Here is a 17,980-nt window from a genome sequence, read left to right as displayed (position 1 = left end):
TCACTAAAAAAAGTATTGAAATGAAAAGAACAATCTATAAAATAGCAGCGCTTACATTCGCTGTGGCTTCAATGTCTGCCTGCTCGCTTGATGAGTATAATCCAAGTCAAAAAACAGGGGATGAAATTCTTGCTACTTTTGATGGGCTCAAAGGATTACAATCTTACTGTTATTCATCACTTTATGGGCAGTTATTCAGTGTGTATGATTTCTTATCCGTTGCTGAAGGCGGAACGGACTGTTGGATAACTCCTGCAGGTAATCCTGATTATGCCAAACAGGTGATTTATTATGATGGTTTAGCCACAAATACCAATGCGACAAATAAGTTGTTTGGTCAGGCTTATTCTATGATCGGTAATTGTAATGCGGTAGTGACCAGAGCTGAATTGGTAACTGACGGTAATGAAAAGGATATAACGACTTTAGTGGCTGAAGCCCGTTGTCTCCGTGCATTCTATTACTCTATATTAGTGAATAATTATGGCAATGTAACATTAACATTGGAAGAATCATCCCAAGATCCTATTTTGACTCCGCGGCGTAACTCGATTGAAGAACTATATACGCAGATAATTGATGATTTGAAATTTGCAGCCAACAATCTTGAGGACACCCCTTACGATAATAATCGTGCGCGTGTGACTAAGAAGACTGCGTTAGGACTTTTGGCTCGTGTCTACGCTCAAGGTGGAGGTGAATATGGTTTGACAGAGGATGGAGTATCTTATTGGCAGCGTGCAAAAGAAGTGGCAGAAGATATGATTTCAGCATATAGCAGTTGTCTTTATGATGATGTGGAAGATGTTTGGGCACCGGCGAACAATCGAAATAATAAGGAGGCCTTATTTATTGCTGCCGGTCCGGATGCAACAAATCTGGAGATTTGGAACGCGGGGACACAATGTAATAATAACTTTACTTATATGTATCCAAAACCAAATACTTTAACTATTTATCCAACACCGGATAATCAAAACTATTGGTATGGACGTACAAATAATAGTACTTTGGCACCCTCCAAGTATTTGTTGGATTGCTTTGATGCAGATTATGATAAGCGATGGGAGGTAACCTTTACGACCGCCTTTGTGCAGTTCTCCGGCGTACAGTCGGGAGGTAGCTACCTATTTACTAATAAGAAGCAAACATTGGATGATGGTACTACACCGAAAATAGGAACCAAACATGGTGTAAATGATAACATTAGTTCATTTACAATTCTTACTCAAAATATGATTAATACTTATGGGTTGGATGCAAAATTTCATAATGAGTATATTTATCCATATGGTGACTTGAATTATGCATATTACGATGGAACTTGGGCTCCGAAGCTTACTGCCAAGGTTTGGCCTAAAGGAGAAAATAGCGGTGATCCTTCCAAGTTGCAAGAAGTGAAGAATCCTTATGTAATCCCTTATCCTGTTGCTGAAGACGATGATAGAATTTGTTTCTATTTGTCAAAAGAAAAACTTTCGGATGCGGAAAAAGCGAAACGTAGATATTATGTAATCAATATTGATGATTTGTTTGATAACGGACAATATCGTAAAACGGATATAAAAGTCACTAATGACAAAAACATGTATCCTGGTTTCAACAAATTTAATTGGCTATCGGAAGATTCATATAGTAGTAATCTGCAACGTAAGACAGGTGATGTATTCATTATGCGTATGGCTGAAGTATATCTGATTGCTGCTGAAGCTAACCAGCAATTAGGAAATGGCGGAAAAGCGGCAGAATATCTGAATGTACTGAAAAAGCGTGCAGCTCGTGATGATGCATCTTACAATGCCATGAAATTGAGTAATGCTACACAAAATGATGTTATGGACGAGTATGCTCGTGAATTATGTGGAGAATATCAACGTTGGGTGACGATGAAGCGTCACAAAGATTCTTTCAAACAACGTCTTACTGTTGGTAATCCTCGTGCGGCTGAAAACTTTGATGAAAACAAGCATTATTTACGTCCGATCTCTTTTAACTTCTTGAGTCAGATTGATAATGCAGAAGAATATGGAAATAATGGGTATTAGAACTCTTACAGATTAAATTTTAAATTAGGAGGGGATATGTCGCGATGACATATCCCTTTTTTATATATTTTCTTTATCTTTGTGCCATCGAACAGAGCTTTATAATTTAAGCGGAACTATGATAGAAGAAATATTAGCTTACAACAAAGAATTTGTTGAGAACAAGGGATATGAATCGTATATTACCAACAAATATCCCGATAAGAAAATAGCTATTCTTTCCTGTATGGACACCCGACTGACTGCTTTGCTTCCAGCCGCATTAGGAATTAAGAATGGCGATGTAAAAATGATAAAGAATGCAGGTGGCGTTATTTCCCATCCTTTCGGTAGCGTGATCCGGAGTTTACTCGTAGCTATCTTTGAACTGGGTGTGGAGGAGATAATGGTGATTGCTCATTCTGATTGTGGAGCTTGTCACATGCATAGTGAAACGATGCTTGAAAAGATGACGGCACGGGGGATAAATCCGGATTATATTGACATGATGCGCTTCTGCGGAGTTGATTTTCATGCCTGGCTGGATGGCTTCGAAGATACGGAAAAGTCCGTGAGGGGAACAGTCGATTTTATCGTGCGTCATCCTTTGATTCCTTCAGATGTGACAGTTTACGGATTTATTATCGATTCTACAACTGGAGAATTAACACGGATTGTATAGATAAACTATCTTTTTAATACCTCTAAATATAGTGACGCTATCCTGAATACAAAAAAATAAGGCAGCTTTTTATTGGCTGCCTTTATCTTTCTACGGTTATATACTTTCTTTGACTGGTGCACTCGTTTGTGACAAATAGGGTGCCCGTACATCTCAATTTCTGCCTCACGGCTAGCTTTACGATTCGCTTTAACGTAATCGTCTTGTGTAATTCGCTTTTTCATAATGAAATTATTTCTCTGTGCAAAGATACGATATATTCTTCATTTAGTATAAACTTTTATTTCCTATTACGCTCGGTTTGCATTATCTTTGCATACATTAATCAAATGAAACCGGAAATAATATGGAAAATTTCAGTGAATTGATAAAGAACCGTCGTAGTATGCGGAAGTTCACCGATGAAGAATTGACACAAGATCAGGTAGTTGCATTGATGAAAGCAGCTTTGATGTCTCCTTCTTCCAAACGTAGTAATAGTTGGCAGTTTGTAGTGGTTGATGATAAAGAGGTATTGAAAGAATTGTCTCATTGCAAAGAACAGGCTTCTTCGTTCATTGCCGACGCAGCTTTGGCGATTGTTGTAATGGCCGATCCGTTGGCTAGCGATGTTTGGATTGAAGACGCTTCCATTGCTTCCATCATGATACAGTTGCAGGCTGAAGATCTTGGCTTGGGAAGTTGTTGGGTGCAGGTTCGCGAACGTTTCACTGCTACCGGAATGCCTTCCGATGAATTTGTCCATGGAATTTTGGATATTCCTTTGCAACTTCAGATTCTTTCTGTCATTGCTATCGGCCATAAAGGGATGGAACGTAAACCTTTCAATGAGGAACATCTTCAATGGGAGAAAATTCATATTAATAAGTTTGGAGGAAAATAAGCATGGGAGCTGCTAAAGCGAATAATAGTAAAGATACCTATCTGGCTACCGCTGTTACCTTTATTGTAATCGGAGCACTTTTTCTGATCGATAAGTTGATTCATTTTTCTTCCATCGGGCTACCATGGGTAATGAATAAGGACAATATGTTATTGTACGCTTCGATCTGTTTCCTTATTTTCAAACGCGATAAATCAATTGGTCTGGTGTTGCTTGGCCTTTGGCTAGTGATGAATATCGGTTTGGTAATATCCTTATTAGGTTCGTTATCCGGATATCTGTTGCCATTGACATTGCTCATCATCGGAATCATTTTATTCTGGTTTGCAAAACGATAAGAGAATAATGAAAAGAAGTATAGAAGATACACCGATCGTGTTTATCGGTGCAGGTAACTTGGCTACTAATCTGGCGAAAGCTCTTTATCGTAAAGGCTTCCGCATTGTACAGATATATAGTCGGACCATGGAATCTGCCCGTACCTTAGCCGAGAAAGTAGAAGCTGAATATACTACAAATTTGCAGGCTGTCTCCAAAGATGCAAAATTGTATATCGTATCGTTGAAAGATGCCGCTTTAGTAGATTTGTTACCGCAGATAACAGAAGGAAAGCAGGCGTCTTTGTTGGTGCATACGGCAGGAAGCATTCCGATGAGCATTTGGGAAGGGCATGCAGAACGTTACGGAGTATTCTATCCGATGCAGACATTCAGCAAACAGCGTGAAGTCAAATTTCAGGAAGTGCCTTTCTTTGTTGAAGCGAAAAGGCCGGAAGACGTGGAGCTGTTGAAGGCTGTTGCCGCCACTCTTTCGGAAAAGGTCTACGAAGCTTCTTCCGAGCAACGTAAAAGCCTTCATTTGGCTGCTGTTTTTATCTGCAACTTCACAAATCACATGTATGCATTAGCAGCCGATTTACTTGAAAAATACAACTTGCCTTTCGATGTCATGCTTCCGCTGATAGATGAAACGGCTCGTAAAGTACACGAATTGGCGCCACGTGATGCACAGACCGGACCCGCTGTTCGTTACGATGAGAATGTGATGAGTAATCATCTTGCCATGTTGGTAGATTCTCCGGCATTGCAGGAAATATATAAACTAATGAGCAAAAGTATCCATGAGCACCATCAACTATGATTTATCCCGTATCAAAGCTTTAGCTTTTGACGTGGACGGAGTATTGAGTTCGACCACTGTACCTTTGCATCCTTCCGGTGAACCGATGCGAACCGTGAATATCAAAGATGGATATGCCATCCAGCTGGCTGTGAAAAAAGGACTTCACATAGCTATCATCACCGGTGGCCGCACAGAAGCGGTACGTATTCGTTTTGAAGGACTGGGAGTGAAGGATTTATACATGGGTTCTGCTGTGAAGATACACGATTATCGTGCTTTTCGTGATAAGTACGGATTGACCGATGATGAAATTTTATATATGGGAGATGACGTACCGGATATCGAAGTGATGCGTGAGTGCGGACTGCCATGCTGTCCGAAAGATGCCGTGCCGGAAGTGAAATCCGTTGCAAAGTATATCTCATATGCAGACGGTGGACGCGGATGCGGACGTGATGTAGTGGAGCAGGTGCTGAAAGCTCACGGTCTATGGATGGCGGAAGACGCTTTCGGTTGGTGAATGGATTAGACGATTGGACAATTTACGATTGGAGTATCTTTGTAAATTAATCCGGTGATGTCAATAGCAGTACTTTTGACCGTCAACGAAATTGCTCTTAATCATCAACAGAAACATTTTTCAATCATCAATAAAAAGTATTTTCAATCGTAAATAGTAAATCGTCAAATCGTAAATAAAATCATGCTTGATAACTTAAAGAAATACCGGATTATATTAGCTTCCAATTCTCCCCGTCGGAAAGAACTGATGTCAGGACTGGGAGTAGACTATGTAGTCAGAACATTGCCGGATATAGACGAGTCATATCCGGACACATTGGTGGGTGCTGAAATACCTGAATATATTGCTCGTGAAAAGGCAGATGCTTACCGTACCATGATGAAGCCGGGAGAATTATTGATTACGGCAGATACCATAGTCTGGTTAGATGGGAAAGTACTTGGAAAACCGGAGGGCAGGGAAGGAGCCGTTGAAATGCTTCGTACTCTTTCGGGAAAATCTCATCAGGTCTTCACAGGAGTTTGCCTGACTACTACCGAGTGGCAAAAAAGCTTTACCGCTTCCTCCGAAGTATTGTTTGATGTCTTGTCGGAAGATGAAATCCTGTATTACGTAGATCGTTATCAGCCAATGGATAAGGCAGGAGCTTATGGCGTTCAGGAATGGATCGGATATATCGGGGTTAAATCAATTTCCGGTAGTTTCTATAATATTATGGGACTTCCTATACAGAAACTGTACGGAGAGTTGAAAAAGCTATAGTAAGTATCTTGAATCTATCTGAATATATCAGTGTAATTAACGTATTGATTACATAAAATACATAAGATATACTTAGTACAATAATGCAAAAAAGGCTGCCTTGAAATAGAAAATGAGGCAGCCTTTTTCTGTATTTTTAAGCAGGAACATTTACTGAATATCCCAAACTGAAAGATGCGAAAACTATAATAAATCCAGCATCAGAGGAATATCTTCTTCCCGAATTCCTTGTGTGAGAAGAGCCTCTTCATCTTTATGGAACATTTCCAAGAATCGTTCCCGGTTTCCACTTGCCGTAATGGCTTTTCCATAGAAAACGGCAGCTTTCTGAATATCTCCCATCACCCAAGCAACATGTCCTGCATTCATATAGTCAATAGCCAGAGGCTTTTGTTCTATTATTTTTTCATAATACTTCATCGCCTGTTCATGTTTCTGGCTGATGAATGAACACCAGCCGATACCACGCCATGCCTTGATGCAATTGCTCTCGATGAAATCCAGTTTGAAGAAATAATTCAGTGCTTCTTCATATTGCCCCAATTCAGCCAGACAACTACCGATATGGAAAGTCACGTTGGTATCTTCCGGAGCAGCTTCTTCTACCTTTTTGTAGTAGGTGATTGCTACCTGATAGTTTCTGTTCAGCCGATAACAAATAGCCAGATGGCGATTGTTCCAGATATTATCCGGTTTCAGCGTGTCTGCTTTCAGATAAGCTTGGATAGCCTCTGCATATTTCTTCCTTTTTTGCAATGCATAGCCAAACTTCTGATAATATTCCGCACTCTCTCCTTCGAATCCGCCAATCGTTTCCAACTCCTCATAAATTTCGATAGCCTCGTCCCAACGTTCCTTTGACAGGTAGAAATCGGCAATGGGGAACAATACATCTTCCCAGTGTAATATATTGTCAAGTGCAGGGACATGATGAAGATCGAGCTTCTCTTTAAAAATATCTCTGAATTCACTCTTACGCACACTAAGTTTGAAGAAACGATACAAATCGTGCAGGTATTGGTTGCTGACCGTTCCCGGACGTTCATTGAATTTCTTCATCGTCTCAACATTCGATTTCTCCGCCAATTCTGCAACCTGCTGTTCGTTCAGTTGGCTCAACATCATATCCTGTTGTGACTGTGGCAATTGATGGATCGTGAAAAAGAGCGAGTACTTATCACTATTGCTGAAGAACCCCGATTGAAGAATTAAATCCAGTAGACTGCCTCCCTGATTTCCCGCCTGCTTCATTGCCTTGAGCACATTAGACTGTTGCTTGCTGAATGGATAAAACCAGTTATGTACCTCGCGGAAGAACGGATAGTTTTTCAATGCCGCAAAAGTGCTCATATATACATCTGCACCCTCCAACTGCAATTCGTTCATTTCACGCAATTTATCCCCCAGTCCGGATTTTTCGAATGCATCTTCCCAATCCGGATTCATATCGTTGTTCTCTTCATCGCTTTCTTCAAAGCCGAACCGCATATTTTTCATGGAGGAAACATTCTTCAGCATTTCGGGAATAATCTCCTCCCTCATCTTTTTATCAATCTTTTCCGTTTCCTGACATAATAGCATTTGGCGGTAAATACGTGCGACATCTTCTCTGAATGAAGGAATTTCTTCCATGAGATCCACCCTTTTTATCAGTTCCGGATAGAAAGTAAGGCGGCTTCTGTAAATGTGGAAAATAATCATCGCACCAACCAATGCCCGTTGACTGACGTTGACGTTGGGATGCTCGTAAGCATCAAGCAACCACATTATTTTTCGTAAGTCGAAACATTCCATCAAGCTTAATGTGAGGGCGCTGACAAACAAACATAAGTCATCTCCCGGAAGTAATTCCGAGGCAAGCATGGCTTTTGCATCTTCCTCGTCTTCGGGAGTCCATGCACTATTCGTCCATGTTCTGATAAACATAAACTTGAGCGTGTCCTCATGCCGCTTTAATACTTCATCCATCTTTTCGTCAGACAGTAATCCGCTGACTGCCAAGTCGTCATTAAAAGACTCCAGTATGTGCAATATGGTTTTAAGACCATAGTTTGACAAGTCTGGCGATTTGGGAGTGCGTCGTACTTCATGATAGTATCTTGATGAAGCGTTATCCAATATGAGCAAACGTGATTGGTCGGCAATTCCCCACGTGTCTGATACCATTTTCTGATACAGATTCCACCGTTCAGGGTCATTTGCTCCTTGTTTCATGTATTCCAGCATATACTTGTAGGAAGTCTGCAATTGTTCCAGGCGGGTACGCAGATCCCAGTCAGGACACTGCCACAGCAGAGATTCCAACTGCATCAAAGCTTCCTTGAGTCTTTTCTCTTCAAGTAAGGTACGTATATATGCGTATTGTTCATTAATCGTTTTTTCGTTCATCATTATTTAATTATTTACTTTTTCCAATCCAAGTCAAACGTTTCCAGAGACCCTCAAAAGGACCATGTTTATGGTGTCGGAGCCACCACGAACAGAATACCATTTGTAATAGAACAAAAAGGATGCCAAAAAGAAAACTATATGTGATTCCTAAATATCGTCCCAATTCGAATCCCCAATGATAGAACAAAAGAGAACCGAAAATAGATTGCCCGAGATAGTTCGTTAAACTCATTTTACCATAAGAGGTGAAACGCATAAAGAAACTGCGGTCTTTCACACGGTAGAAAGTCAACAGTAATCCTGTCACCAGTAATACCATGAAACTAAGGCTGCTGAATGAACTTAATATCAATTGTAGAGGAACAAGGACGGCACTCCGTTCGATGAATTCCGGCAACATATTATTTAATCCGTAGATGGGGAAGAAGCAGAGAAGCGAAATTGCCAATGCTTTTAGCCACAAGCGTTCGTTCTGTTCGCTATACAGGAAATATTTGCGGCGACCAACCAGCATTCCGAATAGGAATAGTCCCGGTGTTTGTAAGATACGTCCGTGTTCCAATGCCCAGGTCATGTTAGCCATTTGTCCTTCCCACATATTCATGCGGACTGTTTCAAGGAAGTTGCCATGCTTTTGCACGTCGAAAGCGATGCTGAAATAATAACCTGCCAGACTTTTACCTGCCACATAGTCAGGATTGCATAAGGCATAGATCAATTTTGCCCAGTCGATAGGTTGAAGGATTAATAAAGTAGCAAAGATGGCAACTGTACGGTCACTCATCCGGCAAAATATCGGCAGGATAATTCCTAAAATCGCATACATGGTTAATATTTCACCGGTAAAGAAAGCGGCATTGAATTGTCCTATAATGAACAGGATGAATAATCTCCATAAAAAACGCAGGCGGAAATCTTTCCCTCTCCGTTGTTGGTTATTGTCCTGAATATAGAAACTGAAACCGAATAGCAAAGCAAATACAGCGTATGCTTTATTGCTGAATGTGAAGAATAATCCTCTCCAGATTGCCTGATCGGTAAATTTCATCCATTCAAAAGGGACTTCTTCCGGAAAAGAATAGAAATTAAAGTGTTCAATACTGTGCAAGAGGATGATTCCCATTACTGCCAATCCTCTTAATACGTCGGCCACGTCTATTCGGGCATTGGTTTCGGCGATTTTACTTTCCATGTTTTTTTAGCTATTGTTATTAATAAGATTAATATTTGTTCCAAGAGGAATATATTCAGGCACGGATTACGCGGATTACACGGCTTCAAAAAGATTGCGCAGCCAAAACCGTGTAATCCGCGTAATCCGTGCCTAATTCCTTATTTATAATTTCATTCATAACCCTATGGGAATGAATGATAGTCTGTTTTCAACTACTACGATTAATACTTAATACTTGACACTCAATACTTGAATTAAAACCTCACCTGTACCTGTGCCTGTATCAGATTGGAATCTTTCTGTCCATCTCCTTTTTTGTCACAAAAGGTATATTGTGCCTGCAATCGACATCTGGGATAAAACCAGTATTGTACGCCTGCAATATAGTTATTTTGTTTGAAATCTGCGCTCTTGTTCGGGTTGAAATAATCGTACGAAGCGATGAAATCGAAATTCCGTGCAAAGCGTAGGCTTCCCGTTGCATAGAAGCCTTCACTTGTCACACTTCGGTCTTTTCCGCCAAGATATTCCGTACGCAGATTAAAAGTCGGAGTAGTGACAACACCTCCTGCACTCCAACGTTTCTTGGCGTAATTTTCTCCCGCTTTGATTCCGGTATATTCCGAATCGGCTATGGCGTGCCCTGTTCCGCGGATGAACGAACCACCTACGGATAACCATTTCAGAGGATAAACCATCAAATTGCCGACCACATCTTTCTGGTTGTTTTTGTCTTTGGTATTCAATCCCTGCCCGTTCATTACGGCCACTTTATATTGCAGGAAGTCTCGAAATACTTTCCCGTGAAGCATCATGCCAATATCCCGTCCGGAAGTCATTCCGTAACACTTATCGCTACCGCTTACTCCTGCCAGATAGCAGACAGATTGTGAATAGCAATTAATAAGTTCTACTGTAGTAGGAGACAATTCGTTTTCTATGGTATAAGGAACTTTGAATTCACCGATACGTGCCGTAAGTCCGGGGAGAAACTGATAATCGGTATATACTTCGAGTAGCATACCGCCATTGTAGAAGTCATACATAAAGTCGCAAGTCCACCGTTTGGTGATCTTTCCATGTGCCATGAAAATGATTCTTTTGATGTCGAATGTATTGTCAGGATTCGCTGCATCGTCGTATGTATATCCCAGCTGGGCATATCCGGAGAGGCTAATTCGTTCTTTCAGCGTGTTGACAACCTGATTTAGTGGCGTTTGTTCTTGTGCAAGAAGGGCATTTTGCATACCTATTATACATAATACAAAAGTGAAGAGTTTAAGTAGTGTTTTTCGCATGAGTCAGTTGTTATTTGATTATGGTTGATACTGTGGGGATAAACGTAGTGTCAATCAGATTCTTTTCAGAGTAGGTTTGGGGTATTCGGTGGTTTTCTTTCAACCAGTGTATAGCCTTGTCTATCGCTTCAGCGGAGGGGCGTTTTGCTTTTTGATAACCGGGGAGGGCAACGAGCCCTGTCAGATTTTCGGGCACACCTATTTCTATCAGTACTTGTTCCCATTCTTTCTGCGGGTGCATTTTTATATAATCTACTCCCAGGTTATATCCTGTGATGAGTAACTCGATTTCTTTTCTCTTTTCGTTGAGTGCTTTTCGTGAAAAAGCGGTAGCGGTGAAATCGATACCCAGCTCTTGTGTACTTACCAATGAACGATGTTTATTGTTCATGGCGATGGATGCGGCAGGATCGGGCAGGAAAGAGGCGTCAATCTGATTGTACTGCAACATTTGCAGGCGGAGAAGAAGCTGGCCGATTCCCGGCATGTTTATTTCCGTATGCTTGATTCCGGCTTTGCTTAATAGCTGGTCGGTGGCATATTCGATAACTGTGTTGCGCGATACAGCGATATTCTTTTCCTTGAGCTGTTCCAGTTGGTTGATATTACTTTCTTTGGAGACAATGAAGCAGAAATAACCGTCATTCTTCAGGATGAATGCTAAATCAGTATGATGAATAGCTTGTAATGCTACCGCACTGGGATAATCAGTAATCATGCCATCCATTTTCCGGGTTTGGAAAGCAGCGTCCCGGTCGTTGGCAGAGTTGAATGAAAGAATGGTCAAGTCCAGTCCTAATGAGTCGTAAATGCCTTGCGTTTTGGCTATATGAAAAGGAAGTCCGTCTAGTGTAGGCATCATGCCTAAGGTAAGTGGTTGCAGTTCGGCTAGAGGTAAAAAAGAGCTGTCTCCTTTCTTACTCTGGCAAGAGTAAAGGAAGAAAAGGATGAACCAAAAGAATAGTACCGGTCTTTTCATACCTCGTTTTTATAAATAAGAGGACCTCTTTTTTTATAAATAGGGGCAACTCTTTTCACAAAGAACTGCCCCGACCAACATTTTTGTGTGAAATTAACAATAATCTTATTCTTGAATAGCAGCGATACCCGGAAGAACTTTTCCTTCGATTGCTTCGAGCAATGCGCCACCACCAGTTGAAACATAAGACACACCGTTAGCCAAACCGAACTTGTTAACGCAAGCTACAGAGTCGCCACCACCTACGAGTGAGAATGCGCCTTTCTTAGTTGCTTCAACGATTGCTTCACCTACTGCACGTGAACCGTGAGTGAAGTTATCAAATTCGAATACGCCTGTAGGACCGTTCCAAAGAATAGTCTTAGATTCTTTGATCACGTTAGCGAAGATTTCTTCAGTCTTAGGACCGATGTCAAGACCTTCCCATCCGTCAGGAATTTCGTCAACAGCACAGAATTTAGTATTTGCATCGTTAGAGAATGCGTCAGCAATCTTAGCGTCAACAGCCAATACCAGGTTTACACCTTTTTCTTTAGCTTTCTTTATCAAATCCAAAGCCAGGTCAAGTTTGTCGTCCTCACAGATAGAGATACCGATTTTACCCCCCATTGCTTTAGTAAATGTATAAGTCATACCACCGGCGATGATCAGGTTGTCCACCTTGCTCAACAGGTTTTCGATGATTTCGATCTTAGAAGAAACTTTAGAACCACCCATGATAGCAGTGAACGGACGTTGGATGTCGTTCAATACTTTATCAACAGCTTTCACTTCTTTCTCCATCAAGTAACCGAACATCTTGTTGTTTACGTCGAAATATTTAGCGATCAATGCTGTAGAAGCGTGTGCACGGTGGGCAGTACCGAATGCGTCGTTTACGTAGCAGTCAGCGTAAGAAGCCAATTTCTTGGTAAATTCTTTCTGGCTTTCTTTTACAGCTTTCTTAGCAGCAGCTTTTTCTTCGTCAGTTGCATCTTCTGCCAAACCTCTTGGTTTGCCTTCTTCTTCAGCGTAGAAACGAAGGTTTTCGAGCAACAGCACTTCTCCCGGTTGCAGAGCAGCAGCTTTTACAGCAGCTTCTTCGCCCATGCAGTCGTTAGCGAACTGAACCTCAACGCCCAGCAGTTCAGACAGATGCTTGATGATATGTTTCAAAGAGAACTTATCGGCAACGCCTTTCGGACGGCCCAGGTGAGAGCCAATGATGATGCTTCCGCCGTCTGCCAGAATCTTCTTCAAAGTAGGAAGAGCTGCACGCATACGAGTGTCATCTGTAATGTTGAAGTTTTCGTCCAGGGGTACATTGAAGTCCACGCGAACAAATGCCTTTTTACCGGCAAAATTGAATTTGTCAATTGTCTGCATAATACTCTATTTTTATTTAAAAGTGTTTTTAAAATTCTTCTTTTAGAACGACTGCAAAGTTACTATTTATTTCGGTTCCTTGCTATTAAATCGTTATTTATTCTTGGCTTTTGGTTCCTCTTTTGTAACTTTATAGGTGTTACAGAAATATTTGCACATCATTTGCAAACCACAGGTGTCACATTTGGGAGTACGTGCCTGACAAACGTAACGGCCGTGCAGGATGAGCCAGTGATGGGCAATCGGTATGAGCTTTTCCGGAATATTCTTCACCAGTTCTTTTTCCACGCTGAACGGGGTGGTGCAACTGTCCGGGACCAGTCCGATGCGGTGGCTGACACGGAACACGTGTGTATCTACCGCCATTGCCGCTTTTTTGAATACAACCGACTGAATCACATTGGCAGTCTTTCTTCCTACACCGGGCAACTTTATCAGATCTTCCAGATTATCCGGCACCTCGCTATTGAAGTCATTCACCAGCATCTTTGCCATGCCGACCAGATGTTTGGCTTTGTTGTTGGGATAAGACACGCTTCGTATGTATTCGAAAATCACTTCCGGCGTAGTGGCAGCCAGTGCTTCCGGAGTCGGAAAATCTTTATACAAAGGAGGAGTGATGATATTCACCCGTTTGTCCGTGCATTGTGCAGAAAGAATAACAGCGATCAGCAACTCATACGGATTGTTGTAATGCAGTTCGGTTTCGGCTACAGGTATGTTGTCCTGAAACCAGGCGATTACTTTCTCATAACGTTCTTTCTTTCTCATCGTAGCTTGTTTTTATGGTAATGAGGCGTCACTTTTAGTCTGAAATAGAGGGCGGAAACTACCGTCAGGCAGGCTCCGAAAAGATAGGCCTTATCAAATGTACTTATTTCTGCGATATATCCTCCGGTCAGCATACCGATGCCGATTCCTACATCCCAGGAAGTGAGGTAGGTAGAAGTCGCTGTTCCCCGCTGGCTGTTAGGGGCGAGGTTGACAAACAGCGTGTTAAATGCCGGAAACATAATGCCAAACCCGACACCCATTAATAATGCGATGCCAAAAAACAGCAGGGTACAGACGGTATCATTCCATTGAATCAGGTATACACAGGCTGAAAGCAGGAAGAAACTGAAAACAACCAGGTATAATCCGGCAGCTATTACTTGCGTTATTTTTCCGCGATCCACCAGTTTTCCTGAAAAGATGCGGGAGATGGCCATACCGACTGCCATAAAGGTAAAGAAGAACCCGGTTTGTGTGTTCAATCCTATTTGGCGGGCGTACATGGCGACATAGTTAGTGGTCATTCCGTAAGGGATGGAAAGTAACAGCAGACTAAGTCCGGCAGGCAGTCCTTTCATCAGGATAAAGCGGTCGAGCGAGATCGGCTCCCGTTTCACAGGAGGCTTGTAGAGCGTTTTTACCAGACTTGCACATAGAAAACCTAAAATGCAGGAACCGAATGCATAACAGAATATCGTAGCAAAAGAAACTCCCGCATCATGCAGAAACAGTCCGAACATCGGTCCGATGGACATGGCTGTGTTGTTGGTAAGCCCGTAATAACCTAAGCCTTCTCCTCGCCGGGAAGATGGCATAATGTCTATCACTACCGTGTTTCCGCCTACTGTGACCATTCCAAAAGAGACTCCGTGAATGATTCGGAAGATAATAAATAAGGTAAGGGAACCGGCAATTAAATATCCGCCGAACATCATCATGAAGATGAAGTAAGCAAACAGATAAAGAGGTTTCCGGGCAAACGTGTCGAGCAGATAGCCGGAAAACGGACGGATACAGAGGGCTGCCACCGTGTAGCAGGAGAGGACAATGCCGATAGTGGAATTTCCAGCCTGGAAGAATTCGGATAAATAGAACGGCAAAACAGGAATCAGCAACCAGAAACCGAAGTATAGCAGGAAGTTGGCTGCCAAGATGAAACAATAACTGGGAGTAATGAGTCTATCCTTTGCCATAATGAATGTATTTGTTTCACCACAGAGGACGCAGAGGACGCAGAGTCTCACGGAGTTTTTTCTTTCTAATGACTTTCTATGAAAAACGAGCCGTAGTTGATACGGCTGAAATAAGAACTCTGTGTCCTCTGCGTCCTCTGTGGTGAAATCTAATTTAGTAAGCGCTCTCGAATTCTTTTAGGAAGCGCGTATCGTTTTCAGAGAACATACGGAGGTCTTTCACCTGATATTTCAGGTTTGTGATACGCTCGATACCCATACCGAGAGCATAACCGCTGTATATTTTGCTGTCTATTCCGTTTGATTCAAGTACGTTCGGGTCTACCATACCGCAACCGAGGATTTCTACCCAGCCGGTGTGTTTACAGAACGGACATCCTTTGCCACCGCAGATGTTACAGCTGATATCCATTTCCGCACTTGGTTCGGTAAACGGGAAGTAAGACGGACGCAGACGAATTTTTGTATCAGCACCGAACATTTCTTTGGCGAAGAGCAGCAACACCTGCTTCAAGTCGGTGAATGATACGTTTTTATCTACATACAGTGCTTCTACCTGATGGAAGAAACAGTGTGCGCGATAGCTGATAGCTTCGTTACGATATACACGTCCCGGACAGATGATGCGGATAGGAGGCTGTGACGTTTCCATCACACGGGTCTGTACAGAAGAAGTATGTGTACGCAATACTACGTCCGGGTGGGCTTCGATAAAGAAAGTATCCTGCATATCGCGTGCCGGATGGTCTTCGGCAAAGTTCAGTGCCGAGAACACGTGCCAGTCATCTTCAATTTCCGGACCTTCGGCAATGCTGAATCCCAGACGGGCAAAGATATCAATGATTTCGTTCTTTACAATGGTGAGCGGGTGGCGTGTACCGAGTTCCACAGGATAAGCCGAACGCGTCAAATCCAGTCCGTCACAATCGTTGTCCTGACTTTCAAACATTTCTTTCAGCGCGTTGATTTTGTCCTGCGCTTTTGTTTTCAGTTCATTCAGTCTCATGCCGACTTCTTTTTTCTGTTCGGCAGCTACGTTACGGAAATCTGCCATTAAGTCGTTAATGGCTCCCTTCTTACTTAGGTATTTGATGCGGAGAGCTTCGAGTTCTTCGGCATTGGAGGCGTGTAAGGCTTCCACCTCTTTCAGAAGTTGTTCAATCTTAGCTATCATATTTTTGATGTATTGTTATTCAGTTTCTTAGTAAAAACCGTGCAAAGATATAATTTTATCACGAACCATCGAAATAATTTGTATCTTTGTTGCCGATATGTACCGAAAATCCGGCAACTTATGAAAAAGATTGTTTTCTGTCTTCTGCTTTTAACCTTTTCTTTTCGCCTTGCGGCCCAAATTGACTATTTGGAGCCGGTGAAGCCTTTTTCCACTTATACAGGCGAGTTAGGCGAATATTATCGTAGTGTGTTTTCTTTACTTAATACAGGCTTCCAGAAACAGCCTTATGCGCATTTTGCAGCTATCCCTTCCTTTTCACCGGAGTATGCGATGTCGGTAGAGAAGAGGAACGGGCGTCATACGCTGGTTTCGAACACATTATCGCGTACTTATTGGCAGGCAGAGAAGGGGACGGTGACGGTGGATACTAAATCGGCTGTCATTAGTGCTTCCCTATATCACTCTTTAGGGGCTATCTTTCGTTTGGTGACAGAGCAGGTACAGGATTTGGACGGTTCTACGGCTGGTTTGGATGGAATTGTTTATTTTTTCTCTTCTACGGATGCCAAAGGTAAAGAGCAGATGGGACGTAAATGGTCGCCGGAAAAGGGAACGTTGATGGAACGTCTCGTGTTGGTTTGTCAGTCGGCTTATATGTTATCCCGAGGGGAAAATATTTCGGAACAGACGTTGGCAGTGGAGGCTGCTGCTTTATTAAAAGCATTGCAACAGCGTACCAAGGAAGAGCCGGATGCTTATAAGCGGCCGATGTATATCGGAATTTATCCGGTGGGGCCCCGTTCAAAGACACTTTCCGGAAGACAGGTGGAGGAACCTGCTCATTTCTCTGCGATGACTCCGGAAGAATATATTGCCAGTGAAATGGTTTATCCGTCAGGGCTTTTGGAGAAGAATGTTTCGGGTTATGCTTTATGTGAGTTTACTATTGATAAAGAAGGGGTTATCCTTCGTCCTCATATTCTACGTTCCACTCATCCGGAATTTGCAGAGGAGGCTCTCCGCATTGTCAAAGGGATGCCGAAATGGTCACCTGCATTGGTGGGAGGAAAGCCGGCGGATAGTAATTACACTCTTTATGTTCCTTTCCGTCCGCAACTCTATCGGAATAAATAAGCAACTTTGCATCTAAAGTCCGATTAATAAAAAAAGAGATATTGCATTTATAAGTTGAACTTATACTCTCTCCAATAAATAAAAAAAATAAATTTGCTGTCATCTGTCACAGATTGTGACTTAACTGTTTGATTATGAAAAGTTAATGGCGTGACAGCAGCATGGTGACAGCACTGTGACGGCAATAATGCTGTCACTGCAAAGCAAAGAAGAGATAAACGCACTGCAAAGGCGGTATGGTAGAGATGCATACCCAAATCAAGTAAAAATCACAGATGAAGTTTCATGGCCTGAATAGTATTAACCACAGGCAGATAAGCTATTTTATTTATTACCCCTGTACATACGGGGCGGGATCTGCCTTGTAACCGATAGTTTCAAGCCTTGAAACTATTGGTTTTGCGGTGTGAAACTACAGTTTCATCGCCTTGAAACTTTAGTTTCTCCTGCTTGGAACTATTAGTTTCTCTTAGGTGAAACTATAGTTTCACACTGATGG

Annotated in this window: 17 protein-coding genes; 8 read left to right on the top strand and 9 right to left on the bottom strand. The window is 42.1% G+C overall.

Translation table 11 applies throughout. The annotated features are described in order from the left end of the window. The first annotated feature begins 20 nt into the window (after positions 1 to 20). Positions 21 to 2,045 carry a RagB/SusD family nutrient uptake outer membrane protein gene (locus AAHJ11_RS11260; protein WP_148364689.1) on the top strand — a complete coding sequence of 675 codons (2,025 nt, stop codon included), beginning with the start codon at positions 21 to 23 and terminating at the stop codon, positions 2,043 to 2,045. Between the two features lie 118 nt (positions 2,046 to 2,163). Beyond that, positions 2,164 to 2,706, top strand: coding sequence for a beta-class carbonic anhydrase (locus AAHJ11_RS11255; RefSeq protein WP_148364690.1), 543 nt, complete (start codon positions 2,164 to 2,166; stop codon positions 2,704 to 2,706). A 5-nt stretch (positions 2,707 to 2,711) separates the two neighbouring features. On the opposite strand, the gene AAHJ11_RS11250 is transcribed toward AAHJ11_RS11255, so the two are convergent. Continuing rightward, the gene (locus AAHJ11_RS11250) at positions 2,712 to 2,930 is read right to left on the bottom strand and encodes a hypothetical protein (RefSeq protein ID WP_320974938.1); all 219 of its coding nucleotides are present in this window, start codon (positions 2,928 to 2,930) and stop codon (positions 2,712 to 2,714) included. Positions 2,931 to 3,052: 122 nt separating this feature from the next. Here AAHJ11_RS11250 and AAHJ11_RS11245 point away from each other — a divergent pair, with 122 nt between their 5' ends. The 5 genes from AAHJ11_RS11245 (at position 3,053) to AAHJ11_RS11225 (ending at position 5,996) form a co-directional block, all read left to right on the top strand. Next, a complete protein-coding gene (locus tag AAHJ11_RS11245; protein WP_004327009.1) occupies positions 3,053 to 3,589 on the top strand; it encodes a nitroreductase family protein in 537 nt (178 codons plus the stop codon). Positions 3,590 to 3,591: 2 nt separating this feature from the next. After that, entirely contained in the window at positions 3,592 to 3,927 is a 336-nt protein-coding gene (locus AAHJ11_RS11240; RefSeq protein ID WP_148364692.1) for a hypothetical protein, read from the top strand. Positions 3,928 to 3,934: 7 nt separating this feature from the next. Then, on the top strand, positions 3,935 to 4,729 hold the full coding sequence (locus AAHJ11_RS11235; RefSeq protein ID WP_148364693.1) for a Rossmann-like and DUF2520 domain-containing protein: 795 nt from the start codon (positions 3,935 to 3,937) through the stop codon (positions 4,727 to 4,729). Then, positions 4,710 to 5,231, top strand: a complete 522-nt coding sequence (locus AAHJ11_RS11230) for a KdsC family phosphatase (RefSeq protein WP_148364694.1) — start codon at positions 4,710 to 4,712, stop codon at positions 5,229 to 5,231. The genes AAHJ11_RS11235 and AAHJ11_RS11230 overlap by 20 nt, the downstream gene beginning before the upstream one ends. Positions 5,232 to 5,414: 183 nt before the next feature. Beyond that, positions 5,415 to 5,996 (top strand): Maf-like protein, encoded by a 582-nt coding sequence (locus tag AAHJ11_RS11225; protein WP_148364695.1) that lies wholly within the window; start codon positions 5,415 to 5,417, stop codon positions 5,994 to 5,996. 183 nt (positions 5,997 to 6,179) lie between these two features. On the opposite strand, the gene AAHJ11_RS11220 is transcribed toward AAHJ11_RS11225, so the two are convergent. From AAHJ11_RS11220 to pheS, 8 genes are all read right to left on the bottom strand, one after another. Beyond that, positions 6,180 to 8,387, bottom strand: a complete 2,208-nt coding sequence (locus AAHJ11_RS11220; protein ID WP_195649548.1) for a tetratricopeptide repeat protein — start codon at positions 8,385 to 8,387, stop codon at positions 6,180 to 6,182. Positions 8,388 to 8,394: 7 nt separating this feature from the next. Beyond that, positions 8,395 to 9,579, bottom strand: a complete 1,185-nt coding sequence (locus tag AAHJ11_RS11215; RefSeq protein ID WP_148364696.1) for a DUF418 domain-containing protein — start codon at positions 9,577 to 9,579, stop codon at positions 8,395 to 8,397. A gap of 236 nt (positions 9,580 to 9,815) precedes the next feature. Further along, positions 9,816 to 10,808, bottom strand: coding sequence for a porin (locus AAHJ11_RS11210; protein WP_195649547.1), 993 nt, complete (start codon positions 10,806 to 10,808; stop codon positions 9,816 to 9,818). 61 nt (positions 10,809 to 10,869) lie between these two features. Beyond that, positions 10,870 to 11,838 (bottom strand): ABC transporter substrate-binding protein, encoded by a 969-nt coding sequence (locus AAHJ11_RS11205; RefSeq protein WP_217721182.1) that lies wholly within the window; start codon positions 11,836 to 11,838, stop codon positions 10,870 to 10,872. A 105-nt stretch (positions 11,839 to 11,943) separates the two neighbouring features. Beyond that, on the bottom strand, positions 11,944 to 13,203 hold the full coding sequence (locus AAHJ11_RS11200; protein WP_148364699.1) for a phosphoglycerate kinase: 1,260 nt from the start codon (positions 13,201 to 13,203) through the stop codon (positions 11,944 to 11,946). A gap of 93 nt (positions 13,204 to 13,296) precedes the next feature. Continuing rightward, complete coding sequence (gene nth / locus AAHJ11_RS11195; RefSeq protein WP_004300865.1) at positions 13,297 to 13,974, bottom strand: endonuclease III; 678 nt, start codon at positions 13,972 to 13,974, stop codon at positions 13,297 to 13,299. Beyond that, positions 13,971 to 15,170 (bottom strand): MFS transporter, encoded by a 1,200-nt coding sequence (locus AAHJ11_RS11190; protein ID WP_320974939.1) that lies wholly within the window; start codon positions 15,168 to 15,170, stop codon positions 13,971 to 13,973. The genes nth and AAHJ11_RS11190 overlap by 4 nt, the downstream gene beginning before the upstream one ends. A 154-nt stretch (positions 15,171 to 15,324) precedes the next feature. Continuing rightward, positions 15,325 to 16,344 (bottom strand): phenylalanine--tRNA ligase subunit alpha, encoded by a 1,020-nt coding sequence (gene pheS, locus AAHJ11_RS11185; protein WP_148364701.1) that lies wholly within the window; start codon positions 16,342 to 16,344, stop codon positions 15,325 to 15,327. Positions 16,345 to 16,464: 120 nt separating this feature from the next. Here pheS and AAHJ11_RS11180 point away from each other — a divergent pair, with 120 nt between their 5' ends. Beyond that, positions 16,465 to 17,481, top strand: a complete 1,017-nt coding sequence (locus tag AAHJ11_RS11180; protein ID WP_320979112.1) for an energy transducer TonB — start codon at positions 16,465 to 16,467, stop codon at positions 17,479 to 17,481. Positions 17,482 to 17,980: the final 499 nt, after the last annotated feature.

The organism is Bacteroides sp. 90-K9/2, from assembly GCF_047310725.1.
Lineage (GTDB): Bacteria > Bacteroidota > Bacteroidia > Bacteroidales > Bacteroidaceae > Bacteroides > Bacteroides vicugnae.
Note: the sequence above shows the minus strand (reverse complement) of the source record. Positions and strands in the feature narration are given on the sequence as shown.